We start from the raw sequence: 22,293 nt of genomic DNA on the forward strand, positions 1-22,293 counted from the left end.
ATAAACCCGTTAGGTTATGAAAACGTAACGGGCTTATGTGGTGTTGAGAAGGGCTGGGGTTATAAATTAGTAGCCTCTCCTGTTTTGTGAATTTTTACAGTTAGTTCTTGAGAACCATCTTCTATATCCATGAAGATTTCATCGCCAGCTGTAATTTTTGAAGTAATAATTTCTTCGGCAAGTGTATCTTCAACATATTTTTGAATCGCTCTTTTTAAAGGTCTTGCACCAAATTGTTTGTCGAAACCTTTTTCAGCAATAAATGCTTTGGCTTTATCAGAAAGATTTAAATTGTATCCTAATTCAGCAATTCTGGCATATAATTTTTTCAATTCGATTTCGATAATTAAATCAATATCGGTTTTTTCTAAAGCGTTAAACACAATTACATCGTCAATTCTGTTTAAGAATTCAGGTGCAAATGTTTTCTTCAAAGCGTTTTCAATAATGCTTTTCGAATTGTCATCAGCCTGTGCTACTTTGGCAGCAGTTCCAAAACCTACTCCCTGACCAAAATCTTTTAATTGTCTTGCTCCTACGTTAGAAGTCATGATAATAATAGTGTTTTTGAAATCAATTTTGCGACCTAAACTATCTGTTAAATAACCGTCATCAAGTACTTGTAATAACATGTTGAACACGTCCGGATGTGCTTTTTCAATTTCGTCTAAAAGAACAACAGCATACGGTTTTCTGCGTACTTTCTCAGTTAATTGTCCACCTTCTTCGTAACCTACGTATCCTGGAGGCGCACCAATTAAACGGGAAATGGCAAATTTCTCCATGTATTCGCTCATGTCAATTCGTACCAGAGCATCTTCAGAATCGAATAATTCTTTAGCTAAAACTTTAGCTAATTGTGTTTTTCCAACTCCTGTTTGTCCTAAGAAAATGAAGGAACCAATAGGTCGATTAGGATCTTTCAATCCGGCACGGTTTCTTTGGATAGAACGGGCAATTTTAATCACAGCTTCTTTTTGACCAATAACCTTGCTTTCAATAAGTTCCGGTAGTTTAGCTAATTTATTGCTTTCTGTTTGTGCAATACGATTTACCGGAATTCCGGTCATCATAGAAACCACATCGGCAACATTGTCTTCAGTTACCTGAATTCGGTTGCTTTTAGCATCTTCTTCCCATTGTTCCTGAGCGATTGCTAAATCTTTCTCGATGCGTTTTTCATCATCGCGAAGTTTAGCAGCCTCTTCATATTTCTGTTTTTTGACTACCGCATTTTTTAAGTCTCTAATTTCTTCTAATTGACGTTCTAAATCAAGTATTTTTTTAGGAACTTCAATGTTGGTAATATGTACGCGAGAACCAGCTTCGTCCATAGCATCAATAGCTTTGTCTGGTAAAAAACGTTCCGACATATATCTGTTTGTTAATTTCACACAGGCTTCAATAGCTTCTGGAGTGTAAGTAACATTGTGGTGATCTTCGTATTTGTTTTTAACATTGTTCAAAATGGTAATTGTTTCTTCTACAGTAGTAGGTTCTACAATAATTTTTTGAAAACGTCTTTCTAAAGCACCATCTTTTTCGATGTACTGTCTGTATTCATCTAGTGTTGTTGCACCAATACATTGGATTTCACCTCTGGCTAAAGCAGGTTTGAACATGTTGGAAGCATCTAATGATCCAGTAGCGCCACCAGCTCCTACGATAGTGTGAATTTCGTCAATGAAAAGAATGATGTCGTCATTTTTTTCTAATTCGTTCATCACGGCTTTCATGCGTTCCTCAAACTGACCGCGGTATTTAGTACCGGCAACTAAGCTTGCTAAATCTAAGGTAACAACACGTTTATTGAAAAGAATACGGGATACTTTCTTTTGGATAATACGCAATGCTAAGCCTTCGGCAATGGCTGATTTCCCAACTCCCGGTTCACCAATTAATAATGGGTTGTTTTTTTTGCGACGGCTTAGAATTTGACAAACACGTTCTATTTCTTTTTCGCGTCCTACAACAGGATCCAGTTTTCCTTCTTCTGCCATTTCGGTTAAGTCTCTACCGAAGTTGTCCAAAACAGGGGTTTTAGATTTCTTGTTAGACTTATTTGCAGGATTGTTGAAGTTACCTTCTTTTAAACTGTCATCTTGTCCTAAATCGTCATTGTAAGAGTCTGTAGCTCTTGGTAAGTTTTCTAAGAATTCTTCTTCGCTTGGTGTCATATTTAGATATTGTTCTTTGGCTACGTCATAATCTATTTTTAGTTTATTCAATAGCTTGGTTGTAGGATCGTTTTCGTTTCTTAATATACATAGTAATAAATGAGCTGTGCTTACTGATGGACTCTGGAAAACTTTGGCTTCCAAAAAGGTTGTTTTCAGAGCACGCTCCGCCTGACGAGTCAAATGCAGATTTTTCTTTTCTAAATTACTATCTATTCCCGGGATTGCTGGGCTTAGGATTTCTACCTTTCGGCGTAAATGGTCTAAATCAATAGACAAACTGTTTAATATCTGTATTGCTTTACCATTACCATCTCTAAGGATACCAAGCATCAAGTGTTCAGTCCCAATGAAGTCATGACCTAATCGTAAAGCCTCTTCTTTACTGTAGGTAATAACATCTTTTACCCTTGGTGAAAAATTATCATCCATAATGTTTAATTCTAGTATGTGTAAATTTAGTGAATTACTAATTGAAAAACAAAAACCGTACCTAAGTACTTATGTCAGCTAATAGACAAAAAAAAAGACAAAAAAGCTCGATTTTGCCTTTAATTTATTAAACAAAAGCGAATGTTAATTTGTTAATAAATCATTGAAATTAGTACACTGAAAAGCTTTCCAAAATTTCAGAAATCCGTATATTGGCACGTTTTGAAATGAATATAATTTTTTAATATAACAACTTATGTCAGAAGGAGAAAAGTTAATTCCTATTAACATTGAAGATGAAATGAAATCAGCTTACATTGATTATTCAATGTCGGTTATTGTATCAAGAGCACTTCCGGATGTTAGAGATGGTTTGAAACCTGTACATCGAAGAGTGCTTTATGGAATGTATGATTTAGGAGTAACTTCAAGATCTGCTCACAAAAAATCCGCAAGAATTGTCGGTGAAGTTTTAGGAAAGTACCACCCACACGGAGATACCTCTGTTTATGATGCCATGGTTCGTATGGCTCAGGAATGGAGTATGCGCTATTTATTAGTTGATGGTCAGGGTAACTTTGGTTCTGTGGATGGCGATAGCCCGGCAGCGATGCGTTATACTGAGGCCAGAATGCGCAAAATTTCAGAAGAAATCATGGCAGATATCGAAAAAGAAACAGTTGATTTTCAATTGAACTTTGACGATACTTTATATGAGCCAAAAGTAATGCCAACCCGTGTTCCTACTTTATTAGTTAACGGAGCGACAGGTATTGCAGTAGGTATGGCTACTAATATGCCTCCTCATAATTTAACTGAAGTAATCAATGGTACATTAGCATATCTTGATAATAATGATATTGAAATAGATGAATTAATGCACCATATTAAAGCCCCTGATTTTCCAACAGGAGGTGTTATATATGGTTATGAAGGTGTTCGTGAAGCTTTCAAAACAGGTAGAGGACGTATTGTAATGCGTGCCAAAGTTGGTTTTGAAGAAGTTGATGGAAGAGAGTGTATTGTTGTTACTGAAATTCCGTATCAGGTTAACAAAGCAGATATGATTAAACGTACTGCCGATTTAGTTAACGAGAAAAAGATTGAAGGAATTGTAAATATTCGAGACGAATCAGATAGAAATGGTATGCGCATCGTTTATATTCTTAAGCGTGATGCTACTCCAAATGTAGTTTTAAATACCTTATATAAATTCACACAATTACAATCTTCGTTTAGTGTAAACAATATTGCATTAGTGAAAGGTCGCCCACAAATGTTGAATCTAAAAGATATGATTCATTATTTTATAGAGCACCGTCATGATGTAGTGGTTAGAAGAACACAGTTTGAATTGCGTAAAGCCGAAGAAAGAGCACATATTCTTGAAGGTTTAATTATTGCTTCTGATAATATTGATGAAGTAATTGCGTTGATTAGAGGTTCTAAAAATACAGAGGAAGCTCGTGAAAAGTTAATTGAAAGATTCAAATTATCAGATATTCAGGCTAGAGCAATTGTTGAGATGCGTTTGCGTCAGTTGACAGGTCTGGAACAAGATAAATTAAGAGCAGAGTATGAGGAATTGATGAAGTTAATTGAGCATTTGAAAGCTTTATTAGCTGATGTGAATTTAAGAACGGAATTAATTAAAGAAGAACTTACTGAAATACGTGATAAGTATGGTGATGCACGTCGTTCTCAAATTGAATATTCAGGTGGAGATGTAAGTATAGAAGATTTAATTGCCGACGAGAATGTAGTAATTACGATTTCGCATGCAGGATATATCAAACGTACCAACCTTACAGAATATAAAACTCAGAATAGAGGAGGGGTAGGACAAAAAAGTGCCGGAACCAGAGATCAGGATTTCTTAGAACATATGTTTGTGGCAACAAATCACCAGTACATGATGTTCTTTACCCAAAAAGGAAAATGTTTCTGGATGCGTGTTTACGAAATTCCGGAAGGAAGTAAAACAGCTAAAGGTAGAGCGATTCAGAATTTGATTAATATCGAGAGTGATGATAAAGTAAAAGCATTTATTTGTACTCAGGATTTAAAAGACCAAGATTACATTCAAAAGCATAACCTGGTTATGGTAACTAAACAAGGTCAGGTTAAGAAAACTTCGCTGGAAAAATATTCTAAGCCTCGTGTAAACGGTGTTGCCGCTATTACTATTAAAGAAGGTGATGAATTACTAGGTGCTGAGTTGACTAATGGTGAAAGCCAAATTATCCTGGCTGTGAAGTCTGGTAAGTTAGTTCGTTTTGAAGAAACTAAAACCCGTCCGATGGGAAGAACCGCTTCAGGAGTACGTGGAATTACACTAAAAGACGATACTGATGAAGTAATTGGTATGGTTACTGTTGATAAAAACGATATTAGCGATTCGCAAATTTTAGTGGTAACCGAAAATGGATACGGAAAACGTACGAAATTAGTTGATGAAGATGGTGAAGATGTTTACAGAATTACTAATCGTGGAGGAAAAGGTGTTAAAACACTTAATATCACCGAGAAAACAGGTAAATTGATTTCGATAAGCGCTGTTACTGATGCCGATGATTTAATGATTATCAATAAATCAGGATTAACTATCAGAATGGCTATTGAAGATTTACGTGTTATGGGACGTGCTACTCAGGGTGTTAAACTCATCAACCTGAAAGGAAATGATTCTATTGCTGCAGTTGCCAAAGTGATGAAAGACGATGAAGAGCAGGTAGTTGTTGATGAAGATGGTAATGTTATCGAAGATGCAATTATCGAAAGAGTAAAACCTGTTTTAGAAGTCCTTGAAGACGACGGAGCTGTAGAAGATGACGAAGAAGATGACGAAGAAACTCCTGAGGATGATGAAGATGATGCTGATGACGATGACGAGGCATAAATTGTAATTAAAAAGTATTAAAAATTAAAAATAAATTTTATGAAAAGTAAATATGTAATGTTGGCATCGGCTTTAGTGTTGTCGGTAGCTACTTTTGCTCAGAAAAAAGAATTAAAAGCTGCTGAGAAGGCGGTAAAAGACGGAGATGCTAAAGAGGTATTAAATCTTTTAAAAGCGGTTGAACCTGTATTAGCTAATGCAACAGATGAAGAAAAAGCACAGTATTATTTTTTAAAAGCAAATGCCTATTTGGATTTGGTAGATAAAAAAGTAGATACAGATGCAAATATGGCAATAGCGGCAGATACTTATAAAGAGTTAATTGCTGCTGAAAAAGCTTCCGGAAAATTAAAATATTCTTCTCAAGCAGCTACTTCAATTACTAAAATTAAAGGCTTGTTAATTAACAGTGGAGTTGCGGCAACAAAAGAAAATAATAATCTGGAAGGTGCTAAAAAATTGTACGAAGCTTATCAATTAGATAAAAAAGATACCATTTATCTTTATTATGCAGCTTCAACTTATGTAAGTGCTAAAGATTATGATAAGGCGATGGAGTTGTATAATGAATTGAAAAAAATAAATTATTCAGGAAAAGGAACTGAGTATTTAGCTACCAGTAAAGTTAACGGTCAGGAAGTTGGATTTGCTTCAGCTGCCGAAAGAGACAGAGCGGTAAAACTAGGAACTCATGAAAAACCAAGAACGGAAGAAATTCCGTCAAAAAGAGGTGAAATCTACAAAAACATGGCTTTAATTTTAGTAGATCAAGGAAAAATTGCCGAAGCTAAAAAAGCAGTTGCTGATGCCAGAGTTACAAATCCTGACGATTCTTCTTTGATGTTGACTGAAGCTAACTTGTATTTGCAAACTAAAGATTTTGATAAATACAAACAGATTATTACAGAAGTATTAGCAAAAAATCCTAATGATGCAGGATTGGTTTATAACCTGGGAGTCATTTCTGCTAATGCAAATGACAATGTAGAAGCTGAGAAATATTACAAAAGAGCCGTTGAAATCAAGCCTGATTATACTAATGCTTACATAAACTTAGCCGTTTTGAAATTACAAAACGAGAAAGTACTTATCGAAGAAATGAATAAATTAGGTACTTCTGATAAGGATATGAAACGTTATGATGTGTTGAAAAAGAAAAGAGAAGATTTATTCAGAAGCACATTGCCTTATTTGCAAAAAGCCTATGAATTAGATCCTGAGAATACTGATATTGTAAAAACTCTTTCTGGTGTTTACAGCGCATTAGAAATGACTGCCGAAAAAAATGCCTTAAAAGCTAAAATGAAAAAATAAGCTTCAGTGATTTTTAATTCTAAAAGTAATTTTAGATAAAAGTCAACTAAACAGTAATTCCATTTGTAAAAGTTATTTCCGATTTTTGAGTTTTTCAGAAACTTGACTATTTCGGAAATAACTTTTTCTTTTTTATGTTCCTAAACTTTAGGTGGAAGAGTTTGATTTTTTTAATTCAATTGATTTCAATTTGGTTAGGCTTTATACAAATTCTGTTTACTTCTTACTAAGTAGTAGAAATCTACTCAAAATTGGATGTATAGTTCTTCTTTATAGCTATATTTCAATAAATAATAAATTAATATTTTTTTACAAAAAAAAAGAATAGGATGACTTTTTATTTCATTATAAACTGTTTGTTTCTAATCAATAATTTCAATAGTAAAAGTCAGTTGTAAAATCTTATAAAATTATACACCATAAAAAAAACCGAAATATGATATAAATCGGATTTTCAGATGGTGTTTGGTTTTCGGCTTAGTAGATCTAAAAAAGGAGCTATATCGTCATCGAAAACAAGGCGGTTTCTGGTGCTTTTCGTTTTAAATGCAGATCAAAAGCCATACAGATATTTCGAACATAGGCTTTGCCTTTATCGCTTACCTGAATTCCGTTTTCCAACATAATCAAAATGCCGTCTTTTTCCATTTCTTGCAGTTGTTCTAAAACTTCGGGGATTTCTTTGAAATAAGTGTTTTTTTCATCCCAAGTGGTTTCAAATTGACACATTAAATTCAGGATGTGTTTTCTAATGATAAGATCTTCTTCGGTTAATAAATGTCCTCTAAAAATTGGTAGTTTGTTTTGAGCTAAAGCTTTATAATAATCGTCTAGACTTTTTTCATTTTGCGCAAAACTGTACCAGCTGTCACCAATTGACGAAACGCCCAAACCTATCATCAGTTTGGTTTTTGATGAACTGTATCCCATAAAATTACGATGCAATTGCCCGTTTTTAAAGGATTGGTACAAACTATCAGTTTCCAGTGCAAAATGATCCATTCCTATTTCGTGGTAGCCATTTTTAAGTAATAATTCTTTTCCTATTCGGTACAACAGCCTTTTTTCTCTGTCTTTAGGGATATCTTCGTCTTTAAACCCACGTTGTCCGTTTCCTTTTATCCATGGCACATGGGCATAGCTGTAAAATGCCAGGCGGTCGGGTTGGAGGGATTTGGTTTTTTCGATTGTGTCCACTACATCTTCTATTTTTTGGAAAGGCAAGCCAAAAATTATATCGTGGCCTATAGAAGTATAGCCAATTTCTCTGGCCCAAAAAGTCACTTTGGCCACATTGTGGAAAGGCTGTTCACGATGAATGGCTTTTTGCACTTTTTCAGAATAATCCTGAACACCAAAACTCACTCTTCTAAAACCCAAATCGTAAAGCTTTTTTAGGTGTGCATGTGAAGTATTATTAGGATGTCCTTCAAAACTAAATTCGTAATCTTTGGCCTTAACAGCTTTGGCAAAAATTCCGTTGATCAATTCTTCGAGATTTTCGGTCGAAAAAAAAGTAGGTGTTCCGCCTCCTAAATGAATTTCTTTGATAATGGGCTGTTCGTTCAGCAGTTCGCAATACAAGTTCCACTCTTTTAAAACCGCCTGGATATAAGGTGATTCGACACTATGATTTTTGGTAATTCGCTTATTGCAACCACAAAAAGTACACAGGCTTTCGCAAAAAGGAAGGTGTATGTATAAACTAATTCCTTCTGTAGTATTGCTTTCCAGGAATGTTTTTTTGAAAGAGGAAACCCAATCCTGATAGGAGAAATCAGCTTCATTCCAGTAAGGAACTGTTGGATAACTGGTGTATCGCGGCCCGGGTACATTGTATTTTTGAATCAAAGAATTTTTCATGACACTTCTTTTTAATAAGCCAAAAATAGTTTGATTTGGGGCGAATTAAAATGACAATTATCATGGTTGGGAAATTAAGTTAGAAGTGGAAATCTGAAGAGGGACAAACATTGTGTAAAAAAAAACAGCAATTCTCAGTTGAAAATTGCTGTTTTATCTAGTTCCTAGTGTCTGTTTTTTGAATTTCTAACTTTCCACTTCTAACTTCTAACTTCTAACTTTTCCTGTTATTCCTGATTTAGATTTCTAAGTTGTTTTAGTTTTTCTTTCCAGGTATCTAAACTTTCTTTGTGGATAGCAATATTTTTGCGAACTTCCAGAACAATGGAGTTTTCTTTTTTAGCATTTTTAGTATTAGTAAAAAACTGAATGTTGTTTTCCAATTGGAAAATTTCGTTCTGAACTTCCTCGATTTTGCGAATGATAAAAATCTTTTCGTTTTCCAATTTTCGATTATCGCCACCTTCGGAAAGATTCTCAATTTTGTTAGCAAAACGCATCATATCCGAATCTTTTTTACTCAAGCTTAGTTTGTCAAAAAGTGCATCCAGTATTTTATTGAATTTTCCTTCGATATGTCTTCGGGTAAAAGGTACTTTTCCAAAAGATTTCCAAGTTTCAATATGCTGTTTTATAGCGTCTAAATCGGTTTTGTGTTCACCTATTAGTTGAAATTCTTTTAAAGACTCCAAGTAAGCTTTCTTTTTGTCAAAAGCTTCCATTTCCCCTGCATTTTCTTCGCTTTTTTGTTCTTTTAACCGATCAAAATAGTGGTTACAGGCTTCTTTAAATTCAGCCCAAACTTTATCAGAATATTTTCTTGGAACATGACCTATTTTTTTCCAGTCCTCCTGAATTTGTTTCATGATAGGAGTAGTGGCTGCAAAATCGTCACTTTCTTTTAGTTCATTTGCTTTGGCAACAAGTGCATTCTTTTTGGTAAGATTCTCGTTTTGTTCTTTTTTAATGTCTTTGTAAAATGAATTTTTAAAAGTATTAAAATTTTTAACAGCGGTTTTAAAAGCTGCCCAGGTCGCTTCGTTCACATCTGTAGGTACTTTTCCTGTAGAGAAAAAGCTTTCTCTCAAGGCTTCAACTTTTTCTATTTGAACTAACCATTGAGGATGAGCATTTACTTTTATAGTGGCTAACTCTTCAATTTGAGCAATAATAGCATTCTTTTTTTCCAGATTTTCTTGCTCAGTTCCTCTTATTTTTTCAAATAAAATTTCGCGTTTGTCGTGCATTTTTTTAGTCAAATCACTAAATTGATTCCAAATAACATCGCGATGTTCTCTGGAAACAGGTCCAATTTCTTCTTTCCAAATACGGTGTAAATCCTGTAATTCTCTAAAAGCTTTGTTGATATCCTGTTCGTGAAGTAATTCTTCTACACGGGCAATAATTTTTTGTTTTTGCTCTAAATTGTGTTTGAAATCCAAATCTCTGGCTTCACGATCTAAATGCAGATAATCGTAAAAATTCTCAACATGAAAATGGTAGTTGTTCCAAACGTGGTTGTATTTATCCTTTGGGATTGATCCTGCATTTTTCCAGCGTTCTCTTAATTCGTTGAAATGTTTTAGGGTATCCTTGATGTTTTCATTAGGATTAATTAGTTCTTTTAGCTCTTCAACAATTGCTAAACGGATTTCTAAATTGGTTTTTAGATTGTTTTCTAAACTTTTAAAATGGGTGTTTTTATTATCCTTATATAAATTATAAAGTTGGTCAAATTTAGATTTTAAAGGAAAATGATATTGAAATTCTTCTGTTGTGTCCGGGTTTTCGGTATGAAAATCTTCTTTTTTCTCTTCGATAAAATGATTGTATTTTGAGAAAAAAGCTTTTTTAATTTCTTCAACATGGTCACGTATTGACATGACTTTTTCATTTGAAACCAGTTTTTGCAATTCATTTACTAATGCCTCCATTGATAGTGTATCGTAATCGAGCATTGGAATTTCATGACGGGCTTTTAAGGTTTCGTCCTCATGTTCTTCAGCATTAGAAGCCTCAATTTCGTTCAAAGCCTGTTGCTTTTCGCATATTTCTGTTGCTTCATCCGCCTCTTCTATGGCTGGGTTATTATCCATTTCAGGATTAGTTGTAGCTTGATTGTTCGCTTGAACATCAGTGGCTAAGTTTCCTCCGTCTGACTCATTCTGTGACTGAGGCAGGTTATCATTCGTTGCTTCTAACATTTTTTTAAATGTTTAAGGTTGTTTAAATTGGTTAAATCGATTGGAAAGATACTAAAGGTCTGTTGAAAAACAAAATAAAAGCTTTGTTTATTAGTTGGTTTCCTTAAAAAAAGGATTGCTTTTAAGTGATTTTTGTAGTTTTTTTACAGTAGAAATAAGTTTTTTAGTTCTTATTAAAAATAAACTGCCTCGGAGCAGAGCCCACGTGGTATTAGAAAAACAACTGCAGATTCGCAGATTTTCATATTATAATCTGCGAATCTGCGGTAAAAAACGAAGCAGAGCTTCCAGGAAATTAAACCTAAAGAGATTAAAACTTTATTGTGAAACTATAGTTCTAAAAGTCAGGTTAATTCTGGGTTTGTTAATCTTTGTAGTAGGAGGAAGGCGGTGCAGCCAGTGTGTCTGGGTTTGGTCTTTCATAACCAGAAGACTTCCGTGTTCTAAGATTAGGGAAACATTCTCTTTGGTAGTTTTGTGTTTAAAGGCAAATTTTCTTTGGGCACCAAAACTCAATGAAGCAATCGCTCCGTTTTTCTTTAAATCTTTTTCAGCATCGCTATGCCAGGCCATACCTTCATTGCCATTGTGGTATAAATTGAGCAAACAGGAATTGTAGGTTTCTCCTGTTTTTTCTTCTGTTAAGGCTTTTAATTCCAGCAGTTCCGGAGTCCATAGAAGAGCTTCTTTGGTAATTTTTGAATAGCTGTATTTAAAGTTGGTATCAGCATACCAGGCCACTTTTCGTTTGGTGGTAATGAGTTGACCAAAAATAATGGCTTCGTCATTTTTCCATTCGATATTTTCCATTAAACGATTAAAAAAATAATCTGCTTTGGCATAATCCATGATTTTTCCATAGTACAATACTGTTCCGTCTTGGGGTAGTAGATTAGTGTTTGGATTAAATTCAGGATTAAACAGATCCATAATTTTTACTATTTAGTTCTTAATAGAGTTATTGGTCTTGTCGGTAAATTTCGAACTGTTTTTTAGATAATCGTTTTTGCAACCAGAGTATTAATTTTATTTTATCAGATGTCTTAATCTCTTTTTTACTCTGATATATAAGTACCGGAACAACTTTTAGACTATCGGTATTTTCATTAAAACGATGATTTGAAATAGAGATATTTTCAATAGCAGGGAATAAAATTTTTATTTCGGCTAATAATGCTTTGTTTTCAAAATGATTAGCTTCTATTTGTTTCTTTAAATTTAAAATAGTGATGTCTTTTTGACTTAAAGCTGATTTGTTGGAATTAATTTCGTTTAGAATATCATTTTTTAGATCAGTAGTGTCTTGTTTGATGATGAGTTTGGTATTGTATAGCTCGTAATTTTTTAAATTGTTATTGAGTTCCTTGATTTCTTGTGCTGTAAAACGTTTAGAAAGAAATCCTAATTCAAGAGTTTTAGGATTTTTATTGAATTTAGTTTTTTGATAAACTATTGTGATTCCTTTTTCGGTAAATTCTTTTTCGGTAAAAAGAGTAATTTGCTGTTTGTATTTTTTTTCTTCAAATAACTGATAAGCAAAATAAATGCTGGGAATAATAAAAATAATCAATAAGAAGGTTATGTAATATTTAACTCTTTTTTGGTGTTTTTCATCCAATTGTTTTTTGATTGGATAGTTTAGAAATTTGACAATAAAAAAAGTTGAAATACAAATAAAAATGCAATTGATGGAATAGAGGTATAATGCTCCTAAAAAGAATTTAAAGTTGGCTGTTGCCAAACCGTATCCTGCCGTACATAAAGGAGGCATCAAAGCGGTAGCAATGGCAACTCCCGGAATAGGGTTCCCTTTTTCGACTCTGGTAATTGCAATTGCACCTACTAAGCCTCCAAAGAAAGCAATAAGGATGTCATAAATATTTGGTGACGTTCTGGATAAAAGTTCGGGTTGTGCTTCTTTGAACGGACTGATGTAGAAATAAACAGTTGAGACCAATAAACTTACAATGGTTGCAATTAAAAGGTTTTTTAAAGACCTTTTCAATAATCCAAAATCATATATTCCAAGTCCAAAACCTGCTCCAACAATCGGTCCCATCAATGGAGAAATAAGCATTGCACCAATAATAACAGCAGTAGAATTGACATTTAAACCAACTGAAGCTACTACTATGGCACAGGCTAAAATCCATAAGTTAGAACCTCTAAAGGAGACATTTGTCTTTACATTGTCTAAAACTTTAGATTTGTCTTCTTCTCCTTTGTCAAGATTAATATAGGCAATAATTTTGTTGATTATATGGCTCATTATTTTTTCTTTAAGTTCAGTTTTAATAACATAAAACCAATACAACCGGCAATTAATGATGCAATTAGAATGATAAATTTAGCATTGTTAATGATATGATGGTCAGTAAAAGCCAGTAAGGTTACAAAGATGGACATAGTAAAACCTATTCCACCCAGAAATCCTACGCTAATAATAGTTTTCCAGTTTAGATCTTTAGGTAGTTTACAAAGACCAATTGCAACAGCCAGAAAGCTAAATAAAGCAATTCCAATTGGTTTCCCTATTATTAAACCTAACATGATTCCTTTACTGTAATCTAAATTCAACGCAGATACAATATCAGGACTTAGAACAATGGCAGTGTTAGCTAAAGCAAATATAGGAAGGATAATGAAAGCAACCGGTTTGTGTAAAAAATGCTGTAATTTATACGAAATACTATTTTTAGTTCCGTCTCCAAAGGGAATTACAAATGCTAGCAACACACCGGTAATAGTGGCATGAATTCCGGAATTTAACATAAAATACCACATAACAACTCCTCCTGCCAGATAAGGAATCAGATTGTGAACTTTCATTCGGTTAAGGATGAATAAAAAGAGTAAAATTCCTAAGGCAATAGCCAGATTAGTCCAAAAAATAGTGCTGGTATAAAAGAATGCAATTACTAAAATTGCCCCTAGATCGTCGATGACAGCCAAAGCAGTCAAAAATATTTTTAATGATAACGGTACCCGATTACCTAATAAAGAAAGAACACCTAGTGCAAAAGCAATATCGGTGGCCATTGGGATTCCTGCTCCTGACTGTGTTGCCGTTCCGTAATTAAACATGAGATAAATACCCGCCGGAACCAGTATACCGCCTAAGGCAGCAAAAATAGGTAATAAAGCCTCTTTGATATTTGATAATTCGCCTATGTAAACTTCTCGTTCCAGCTCCAATCCAATTAATAAAAAGAAAATAGTCATCAAACCATCGTTAATCCAGTATTCAAGACTTTCAGTCCCTATTTGCATGTGCCAGGTGTGTAAATATTGGCTTGAAAAAAAGGAATTAGCAAGTAGTAAGGAAATCAGCGTACAACCAATTAAAACAAGTCCACTGGATTTTTCATTTTCAAAAAAATCTTTAAAAAGTTCTGATTGGTAAAGGCGTTTAATGGATGTTTTCATGTGAATTTGAATTATTATTGTCATTTAGTTAAAAAAAGGACTTTTTTTACTTGTATATTTATTAAAAATGTAGAGATAAGCAAAAATAACAAAATTAAAAGTAAAGAGTTGTTGTCAAAATGATAATGTTTTATTTTTATTTTTTTTCTAAAATAAAAAAAATGAGAAATAATTGAGTTCCTTTTTATTGAATTGTTGCAATAATTTTTGAATACAATTTTATCCCGTAAAAACATAGTTGGTTTTAATTCTTTTTAAATGAGTGTTTTAGATGGTATTTGTTTTTTGTTTTCATAGCTTTTTCATAAAACTATTATAATTCGGGCTTATTAATTTGTTTCCAATTAGTATTTTTGAATGGAATAACAAAAGTCCAACAAACTGAACCTAAATGAAAATAGTAATATCACCCGCTAAATCTCTGAATTTTGAAAAAGAATTGCCTACAAGCCAGTTTTCTCAACCTTTATTCTTAAAAGAGTCCAGACAAGTTCATAAAGTATTGAAACAACAATCGCCTAAGGATTTGTCCGAATTGATGTCTATTTCAGATAAACTGGCTGATTTGAACTGGCAACGAAACAAAGAGTGGAAAACACCTTTTACACCTGAAAATGCCCGTCCTGCCGTTTATACATTTGATGGCGATGTTTATACCGGTCTAGATGCTTACTCAATTCCTGTTGAAAAACTTGAAATACTGCAAGACAAATTAAGAATTTTATCGGGTTTGTATGGAATTTTGAAACCATTGGATTTAATGCAGGCCTACCGACTCGAAATGGGAACGAAATTGCCTATTGAGGATAAAAAAAATCTTTACGAATTTTGGAAAACAACTTTAACTCACTTCTTAAATAAAGAATTGAAAAAAGACGAATTGTTTGTTAATTTGGCCAGTAACGAATATTTCTCGGCAATTGATGCCAAAGTCTTGAAAGTTCCTGTAATTACTCCGGATTTCAAAGATTATAAAGATGGAAAACTGAAGATGATTAGTTTTTTTGCTAAAAAAGCAAGAGGAATGATGGTGCGTTACATTATTGACAATCATGTCGAAACTATTGATGAACTTAAAGGTTTTGATTACGAAGGTTATCAGTTTGATGCTAATTTATCCAAAGGAAATCATTTGGTTTTTACACGATAAAAAAAATCCCCAAAACTAGATTGCCCCCAAAAAGTTAGATACTATTTGGGGATTTTTTTGTTTTAGAGCGGTTTAATTTTTAACGATGATTTTGTCAACAGAAACAAAATTTCCTGTGCTTCCAAAACCTGTTCCGTCTTTTTTGTACCAATTTCCGTGTTCGCCCACTACAGTAACCGTTATGTTATAACTTCCTTTTGTTAAAACCGGGCTAAGGAATTTCAAAGAGTTTTCGGTGTATTTGCAATACATATCAATTGTGGACGATAGTATTGTTTTCCCTTTTTTGTTTTTGATAACAATAGCAGCATAACCGCCATCTACTTTTGAAGTGCCATAAAAACCAACTTGTCTTCCTTTAAAATCAACCGAAAAAGAAGCTCCTTTAGCATCAGATTGACTTATTTTGGACGATTTATCTTGTGACCAATTCCCTGAATATTGAATCGCTTTGGTATTGGTATTTTCAATTTCGGTTCCTTTTATCTTTGATGCAGACCAGGTGCCTTTTGCTATATCAATTTGCCAACTTTGTTTATAATCCAGAAGTGAAATACTGGTTTCGGTTACTAAAAGCGGTTGCCATACATAAGTGGCCGCCGAATTTTGACGAGGATAAGCCCAGCGGTCTCCCATGAACAGATAAGTTGTGTCTTTTGAACCGACTATTGGAAGTACAAATGTAGATTGTGAATTCCAGGTTAATGAATCTTTAGGGGCGAAAATACCTTGAGATTTCCAAGGTCCTTTTAGAGAAGGAGCTGTAAAATAATAATTGTCGTTTCGTTCCCATGAAGTTAGTTCAGAACCCAACCAAAAATAAGTATTGCCTTTTTTTATAATTACCGGAGCTTCACAATGCGATGTCATGTCTTTTACCAATTGTTCTGTTACACTTTTATAATCATCATTCAGCTTATATAAATTTCCTGAATGTGTAATAATGTAACCGCTGCCATCAGCATCCTGAAAAGTACCCATATCCCATTTTTTGATAGGTTTACCTTCAAAAAGCACAGGCCCTTGGAAAGTATATTCGCCATTGATGGTTTTAGAGGTGGCATAACCCACATATTGGTCTTTGTATTTCAGGTCATCGGCGTGCATGTACATGATGTATTCTCCGGTTTTAGGACATTTCATTACTTTTGGTCTTTCGCCAACACGATCAGGACCCAAAGCCCCTGATTTTTGTACAGCTAATGCCATTTTTTCAAATTTCCAGTTGTATAAATCGGTTGAAGAATAACAACTAAATCCATTAAAAGCATTATTATCGTCGCTTTTGTATTCTCCAAAAAGGTAGTATTTGCCGTTGTCTTTTACAATATTGGCTCCATGTGCACTTACCACATTTCCATTATTGTCAAACCATGGAATTCCCGAATAAATAGCGTCAATTTTTTCTTTTTGGGCTACTGCCAAAGTAGAAATGGTGAAAAATGCTATTGTTAGAATGGTGTTTTTATAGTTTTTTTGAAACATAAAATAGGTGTTTGATTACTTAACTTTAAAGTTTAAAACGTTTTCACTAATGTGTTTTTCTTCTCCTTGAATGGTTTCGGCAGTGACATTTTTAAGAGAAATGTTTTTTATAGGTAATTCTTTTTCACCTTTAATTCGGGAAATAAATTTCACGTTTTTTGCTGTAACATTTTTTAGAAAAACATTAGAAATAGGAGTCAGGCGACGTTCAACTGTTGGGACTAAATTTTTCCATTGGTACAAAACATCTGTTTCAATGCCAAGTACTCCAAAATCCATTTTGCTTCCTTTGATATTTTGTACATAAATATTTTTTACATAACCGCCCATACGTTCATTGGTTTTAATGAATACCAAATTGAACATTTTTGCTCCATCCAATACCTCGCAATTGTCTATAAAAACATTTTCTATTCCGCCTGATAATTCACTTCCTACAGCTAATAATTGGTGTCCGTTTTTAATGATACAGTCGCGAATGATTAAGTTTTTAGTTGGAGTTTTAGAGCGCCATCCTTCGGGATTTCTACCTGATTTTACAGCAATAGCATCATCACCCTGATCGAAAGTTACGTTTTCTACTAAAATGTTCTGACTCATTTCAGGATCAAAACCATCGTTGTTATGACCATGGGCATAGATGTTTAGATTTCGAACAATAATATCCTTAGAAAGGTACATGTGAACCGTCCAAAACGGACTATTGGTTATTGAAACTCCATCCAATAATATATTTTCGCTTCGGTTAAATTGAATAAATTGCGGCCGAAGATTAGCCGTATCGTTGACCATCACACGCTGTTCAACAGGAACATTTTGACCTGATAAATTGTACAGTCTTTTTAAACTATTCATGTGACCTGCGGGACGACCAGCCCATTTTTTCCAAAAATCCATCTTAGCCTTAATACCACCTTCGCCGGTAATAGCGATGTTTTTACATTGGTAAGCATAAATTAAAGGAGAATAATTGTAACATTCCAATCCTTCCCAGGTAGAATGAACAGCAGGTAAATAATCGTTTGGATTATCGGAGAAAAGCAGCAAAGCACCTTTGTTTAAATGTAAATTGACATTGCTTTTAAAGTGGATTTTTCCGGTAAGCCATTCTCCTTCCGGAATTACAACAATTCCGCCTCCCGCTTTGTTAGCAGCATCAATAGCTTTAGCGATAGCTTGGGTAGTTTTATTTTGGTCTCCTTTGATAGCGCCAAAATTAGTGATTAAGAATGTGGCACAATTACTAAAGTCAGGGGTTTTAATCTTAGTGGTTCCAAAAGGTGCTTTAACTTTTGTTTCTTTTTGAGTCACCTTTGGAGGATCAATATTGAAAGAATAAAGTGAAAGTGAAAGAATTAGCGAAGCACACAGAATAAATTTTTTCATTAAAAGGTAATTTTGGTTAATTATATAAAAACTGAAATAATTCAGTTGGGTTTTAATTACTTTCCATTTTTTTAATGGAGTAAGCAAAAATATAAAAGCCTTTAAAGAAAACTATCCTGATTAAAAACAGATACCCCGCTTAAATTGCTTCAAGCGAGGTATTATTATTTAGTAGCCTAATTTTTTATTGAGCAGGTTCTAAATTGGTGCTTACGGCAATTCTGTTCCAGGCATTGATCGTAACTACTGCCATGATAATTTGTGCAATTTGATTTTGGTCGAAAAATTCTTCGGCTTTTGCGTAAGTTGCATCCGATAATCCTTTGTTGGTAATCAAAGTGATTTCTTCGGTAATAGCTAAAATTGCTTTTTCTTTTTCGGTAAATAATTGGGTTTCGTGCCATGCATTTAGCAGAAAAATGCGTTGGGTAGTCTCTCCGTATTTAAGGGCATCTTTAGTGTGCATGTCGATACAAAAGGCACAACCGTTAATTTGAGAAGCACGGATTTTAATTAATTCTTTCTCAATTTTAGATAATTGAATAGTAGCTAAATAACCTTCTAAGGCATACATGGCTTTAAAAGCTTGGGGCTCTGTTTCGTTGATATTTACTCTCATTTTTTTATAGTTTTATATTTTAATAGAGCAAAGTTCAGCAATAAGAAACAGTAAAAACTTAAACTGGTTTAAGAACGCTTTTTTTTCCTGATTTCGCTTAAATATTCAGGGGAGAATCCCAGAAAAGAAGCAATGAGGTATTGTGGAATGCGTTGGACAAATTCGGGTTGGCTTTTACAAAGCTGTTCGTAAAATTCTTCTTTTGTAAAATCATATAGATATTTTATTCTCATTTGCGAAGCGGCATAAGCACGTTGATAGATGAATCTAAAATAGCGCTCCATTTTAGGAAATTTTTTTAAAAGTTTTTCCTGGGCCTCGCGCTCGATAAGCATTATTTCTGATTTTTCTACAGCCTGAATGTAAAAAGAGGTTGCTAATCCGTGTTCGTAGGCAATGTTATCGGTAATCCACCAGTTTTCTATGGCAAATTCGGTGGTTTGTTCAATTCCTTTGTCGTTGATAAAAAACTTTCTCAAACAGCCTTCAAGAACAAAAAAATGCGATTTGCAAATAGCGCCTTCTATAAGTAGGTTTTCTTTTCTTTTAACTTCTATAACTTTAAAAAAAGGAATGATGGCTGCAAACTCTTCTTCGTTGATTTGGATAAACTTTTCTAGATGAAGTCTGAATATTTCGAACATTGTTTTTTTAAAAAGGTGTTTTTAAGACTGTAGTTTTCCAAATTTAAGCATAAAAAATAGTTTTAGCACTATATTTTTTGTTAATGTCCGGGACTTTTTTTAATTCCAAATGTGTATATTTATCAGTAAATACATTGACTTAGACATGATTGTATGGAAGACAAAAAAACTACTTATGACGAATTATTAGTTAAGATAAAAAATCAGGAGCAAAAGATGAATAAAGCCAAGCGCTTGTATCTTTTTGTGAGTAGAATTAATCAGTTAATTGTTCGTATTCAGGATAGAAAGCAGTTGTTTCAGGAAGTTTGTGATGTTGCTATCGAAGTTGGTAAATTTAAAATGGCCTGGATTGGTTTGATTAATCCGGAAACTAAAGAAGTACTTCCGGTGAGTGTAGCTGGAGATCATCAGGATTATTTGTCAATAGTTAAAACTATTTCTCTTAGTTCTAAACAAAAAGGAGGTACAGGCCCCGCAGGAATTGCTATGCGAACAGCAAAATACAAGTTATGTAATGCTATTGAAGATGATCCAATTATGGAACCCTGGCGGGAAGAAGCATTGAAAAAAGGTTTTTTGTCAGTTATGGCTTTGCCTATTAAAATGTTTGACAAGGTAATAGGTGTTTTTGTTATTTATGCAGCTGAAAAAAATTACTTTGATGACGAAGAGATACAATTATTAGATAATGCAACTTCCGATGTTTCTTTTGCCTTAGAGTTTTTTGAAAAAGAAAAAATGCGAAAAAGAGCTGAGGAGGCGGTTGCTCAAAGTGAAAAACGATTCCATACTCTAACTGAGGTTTCTCCGGTAGGAATTTACAGAACCGATTTAACAGGAGCAACTACTTATGTCAATCAACGCTGGACACAAATTGTAGGCATCAACTTTGAGCAATCCATGGGCAGCGGATGGTATTTAGCTATTCATCCTGACGATCAGGTTAAATTATTTAATGAATGGAAAAAAGTAGTTAAAAACAGAGAAAAGTCATTGTTAGAATATCGTTTTGTTAAACCCGACGGAACAATTGTTTGGGTGATAGGTCAGGCAACTCCCGAAACAAATGCAGAGAATCAAATTATTGGTTTTATTGGGACAATTACCGATATAACGGAGCGTAAACTGGCTGAAGATAAATTTTTGAGTGCAAATAAAAAGCTCGAAGCCATAATTCAGGCTATTCCTGATATGATTTTTGAAATAGGTCTGGATAGCATTATTTATAATTATCATTCTCAAAACACCAATAGTTTGTTAATGCCTGTAGAACAGTTTATAGGCAAAAAAATTCCGGATGTACTTCCTCCCAATGCGGCTCAAACCTGTTTATATGCTTTAAAAGAAGCTTCCGAAAAGGGCTTTTCTAACGGAGAGCAATATACTTTGGAAATGCCGGATGGTCTTCATTGGTACGAACTGTCGATTGCACCCATGAAGGAAGAAGCAAACAAAGAACCTCATTTTATATGTATTTCCAGAGATATTACTGAGCAACATAAAATGAATGAAGAGATTCAAAAATCCAAAGAACAAGCCGAAGCTGCCAATAAATACAAAACCGATTTCTTAGCCAATATGAGCCATGAAATTAGAACTCCGCTCAATGGAATTATTGGTTTTACTTCGTTGTTAATGGAGACTAAATTAGAAGAAAAACAACAAAAATACATGTCAACCATAAATGAATCAGCCATGACATTAATGGATATTGTGAATGATATTTTGGACTTTTCTAAGATTGAAGCAGGAAAATTAGAACTTAAAATTGAAGAAGTAGATCTTTTTGCATTGTCAAATCAGATAATTTCATTATTTAAATACCAGGCAACTCAAAAGCAAATTGATCTGATTTTGAATATTGATGCTAGTGTGCCTCAGTTTGTTTTTGTTGATCTTTTACGATTAAAACAGATTGTAGTTAATTTATTAGGCAATGCCATCAAGTTTACCCAAAAAGGGCAAATACGATTGGATATTGAAGCTTTATTGCCTATTGAAGCTGATTATGTCCATCTTAGTTTTTCGGTAAAAGACACAGGAATAGGGATTAATCCAAAGAATCGAGATAAAATTTTTCACTCCTTTGTGCAGGAAGACAATTCAACAAGTCGTCAATTTGGAGGCACCGGATTAGGATTAGCTATTTCCAATCAGCTTTTAGAGTTGATGGATTCTAAATTACAATTAGAAAGTATTCCGGGAGAAGGAAGTAATTTCTATTTTTGCATTACTTTAAAAAAATCAAATTTTAAAATTCAACATCAATCACAATCAGAGAAAATGACTGTAGCGAAGCCAATTCCCGGAAGCAAGAAAGTTTTAATTGTAGAAGACAATAAGATTAATATGTTTTTGGCCAAAACACTGATTCAAAAAATTATTCCTGATTGCTCTATTTTAGAGGCTTTTGATGGGGAGCAAGCCGTTGAGCAATACAAAATCCAACAACCGGATATTATTTTGATGGATATTCAAATGCCTAATAAAAACGGTTTTGAGGCCACTTATGAAATTAGAAAAATCGAAGAAAACTCATTTACACCTATTGTTGCCCTGACTGCAGGAATATTTATTGAAGAAAAAGAAGAATGTTTAAAATCAGGGATGAATGATTATATAACAAAACCCATCATCCCATCTGATTTAGAAATTGTACTCAATAAATGGTTAGTGGGGTAATAAAACTTA

Annotated in this window: 14 protein-coding genes; 4 read left to right on the top strand and 10 right to left on the bottom strand. The window is 33.8% G+C overall.

Annotated elements, in window-relative coordinates; genetic code table 11:
* Nucleotides 1-59: 59 nt before the first annotated feature.
* Nucleotides 60-2,609: an ATP-dependent Clp protease ATP-binding subunit gene (locus tag BIW12_RS14090; protein ID WP_071185698.1), complete on the bottom strand. Its 2,550-nt coding sequence runs from the start codon at nt 2,607-2,609 to the stop codon at nt 60-62.
* 256 nt (nt 2,610-2,865) lie between these two features.
* Between BIW12_RS14090 and gyrA the strand changes: the two genes are divergently transcribed.
* Nucleotides 2,866-5,508: a DNA gyrase subunit A gene (gene gyrA, locus BIW12_RS14095; RefSeq protein ID WP_071185699.1), complete on the top strand. Its 2,643-nt coding sequence runs from the start codon at nt 2,866-2,868 to the stop codon at nt 5,506-5,508.
* A 39-nt stretch (nt 5,509-5,547) separates the two neighbouring features.
* Nucleotides 5,548-6,822: a tetratricopeptide repeat protein gene (locus tag BIW12_RS14100; protein ID WP_071185700.1), complete on the top strand. Its 1,275-nt coding sequence runs from the start codon at nt 5,548-5,550 to the stop codon at nt 6,820-6,822.
* 498 nt (nt 6,823-7,320) lie between these two features.
* On the opposite strand, the gene hemN is transcribed toward BIW12_RS14100, so the two are convergent.
* From hemN to nhaA, 5 genes are all read right to left on the bottom strand, one after another.
* Nucleotides 7,321-8,685 carry an oxygen-independent coproporphyrinogen III oxidase gene (hemN, locus tag BIW12_RS14105; protein ID WP_071185701.1) on the bottom strand — a complete coding sequence of 455 codons (1,365 nt, stop codon included), beginning with the start codon at nt 8,683-8,685 and terminating at the stop codon, nt 7,321-7,323.
* A gap of 227 nt (nt 8,686-8,912) precedes the next feature.
* The gene (locus BIW12_RS14110) at nt 8,913-10,889 is read right to left on the bottom strand and encodes a DUF349 domain-containing protein (RefSeq protein WP_071185702.1); all 1,977 of its coding nucleotides are present in this window, start codon (nt 10,887-10,889) and stop codon (nt 8,913-8,915) included.
* A 318-nt stretch (nt 10,890-11,207) separates the two neighbouring features.
* Nucleotides 11,208-11,819, bottom strand: coding sequence for an alpha-ketoglutarate-dependent dioxygenase AlkB family protein (locus BIW12_RS14115; protein ID WP_071185703.1), 612 nt, complete (start codon nt 11,817-11,819; stop codon nt 11,208-11,210).
* Between the two features lie 28 nt (nt 11,820-11,847).
* Nucleotides 11,848-13,158 carry a TIGR00341 family protein gene (locus BIW12_RS14120; protein ID WP_181161646.1) on the bottom strand — a complete coding sequence of 437 codons (1,311 nt, stop codon included), beginning with the start codon at nt 13,156-13,158 and terminating at the stop codon, nt 11,848-11,850.
* Nucleotides 13,158-14,315, bottom strand: coding sequence for a Na+/H+ antiporter NhaA (gene nhaA, locus BIW12_RS14125; protein ID WP_071185704.1), 1,158 nt, complete (start codon nt 14,313-14,315; stop codon nt 13,158-13,160). Before nhaA ends, BIW12_RS14120 begins: the two co-directional genes overlap by 1 nt.
* Before the next feature lie 391 nt (nt 14,316-14,706).
* Between nhaA and yaaA the strand changes: the two genes are divergently transcribed.
* The gene (gene yaaA / locus BIW12_RS14130; RefSeq protein WP_071185705.1) at nt 14,707-15,465 is read left to right on the top strand and encodes a peroxide stress protein YaaA; all 759 of its coding nucleotides are present in this window, start codon (nt 14,707-14,709) and stop codon (nt 15,463-15,465) included.
* 72 nt (nt 15,466-15,537) lie between these two features.
* Here yaaA and BIW12_RS14135 read toward each other — a convergent pair whose 3' ends face one another.
* From BIW12_RS14135 to BIW12_RS14150, 4 genes are all read right to left on the bottom strand, one after another.
* Nucleotides 15,538-16,950: a family 43 glycosylhydrolase gene (locus BIW12_RS14135; RefSeq protein ID WP_071185706.1), complete on the bottom strand. Its 1,413-nt coding sequence runs from the start codon at nt 16,948-16,950 to the stop codon at nt 15,538-15,540.
* Nucleotides 16,951-16,965: 15 nt separating this feature from the next.
* On the bottom strand, nt 16,966-18,336 hold the full coding sequence (locus BIW12_RS14140) for a glycoside hydrolase family 28 protein (RefSeq protein ID WP_071186452.1): 1,371 nt from the start codon (nt 18,334-18,336) through the stop codon (nt 16,966-16,968).
* A gap of 184 nt (nt 18,337-18,520) precedes the next feature.
* Complete coding sequence (locus BIW12_RS14145; RefSeq protein ID WP_071185707.1) at nt 18,521-18,955, bottom strand: carboxymuconolactone decarboxylase family protein; 435 nt, start codon at nt 18,953-18,955, stop codon at nt 18,521-18,523.
* A 68-nt stretch (nt 18,956-19,023) separates the two neighbouring features.
* Entirely contained in the window at nt 19,024-19,599 is a 576-nt protein-coding gene (locus tag BIW12_RS14150) for a Crp/Fnr family transcriptional regulator (protein ID WP_071185708.1), read from the bottom strand.
* Between the two features lie 153 nt (nt 19,600-19,752).
* On the opposite strand from BIW12_RS14150, the gene BIW12_RS14155 reads away from it, so the two are divergent.
* Nucleotides 19,753-22,284 (top strand): PAS domain S-box protein, encoded by a 2,532-nt coding sequence (locus BIW12_RS14155; RefSeq protein ID WP_071185709.1) that lies wholly within the window; start codon nt 19,753-19,755, stop codon nt 22,282-22,284.
* Nucleotides 22,285-22,293: the final 9 nt, after the last annotated feature.

The organism is Flavobacterium commune (genome assembly GCF_001857965.1).
In the GTDB taxonomy this organism is placed as follows: domain Bacteria; phylum Bacteroidota; class Bacteroidia; order Flavobacteriales; family Flavobacteriaceae; genus Flavobacterium; species Flavobacterium commune.

Excerpts from the sequence above, each read along its gene's own strand:
- BIW12_RS14090 (WP_071185698.1), bottom strand. The coding sequence starts at position 2,609 with ATGGATGATAATTTTTCACCAAGGGTAAAAGATGTTATTACCTACAGT.
- gyrA (WP_071185699.1), top strand. The coding sequence starts at position 2,866 with ATGTCAGAAGGAGAAAAGTTAATTCCTATTAACATTGAAGATGAAATG.
- BIW12_RS14100 (WP_071185700.1), top strand. The coding sequence starts at position 5,548 with ATGAAAAGTAAATATGTAATGTTGGCATCGGCTTTAGTGTTGTCGGTA.
- hemN (WP_071185701.1), bottom strand. The coding sequence starts at position 8,685 with ATGAAAAATTCTTTGATTCAAAAATACAATGTACCCGGGCCGCGATAC.
- BIW12_RS14110 (WP_071185702.1), bottom strand. The coding sequence starts at position 10,889 with ATGTTAGAAGCAACGAATGATAACCTGCCTCAGTCACAGAATGAGTCA.
- BIW12_RS14115 (WP_071185703.1), bottom strand. The coding sequence starts at position 11,819 with ATGGATCTGTTTAATCCTGAATTTAATCCAAACACTAATCTACTACCC.
- BIW12_RS14120 (WP_181161646.1), bottom strand. The coding sequence starts at position 13,158 with ATGAGCCATATAATCAACAAAATTATTGCCTATATTAATCTTGACAAA.
- nhaA (WP_071185704.1), bottom strand. The coding sequence starts at position 14,315 with ATGAAAACATCCATTAAACGCCTTTACCAATCAGAACTTTTTAAAGAT.
- yaaA (WP_071185705.1), top strand. The coding sequence starts at position 14,707 with ATGAAAATAGTAATATCACCCGCTAAATCTCTGAATTTTGAAAAAGAA.
- BIW12_RS14135 (WP_071185706.1), bottom strand. The coding sequence starts at position 16,950 with ATGTTTCAAAAAAACTATAAAAACACCATTCTAACAATAGCATTTTTC.
- BIW12_RS14140 (WP_071186452.1), bottom strand. The coding sequence starts at position 18,336 with ATGAAAAAATTTATTCTGTGTGCTTCGCTAATTCTTTCACTTTCACTT.
- BIW12_RS14145 (WP_071185707.1), bottom strand. The coding sequence starts at position 18,955 with ATGAGAGTAAATATCAACGAAACAGAGCCCCAAGCTTTTAAAGCCATG.
- BIW12_RS14150 (WP_071185708.1), bottom strand. The coding sequence starts at position 19,599 with ATGTTCGAAATATTCAGACTTCATCTAGAAAAGTTTATCCAAATCAAC.
- BIW12_RS14155 (WP_071185709.1), top strand. The coding sequence starts at position 19,753 with ATGGAAGACAAAAAAACTACTTATGACGAATTATTAGTTAAGATAAAA.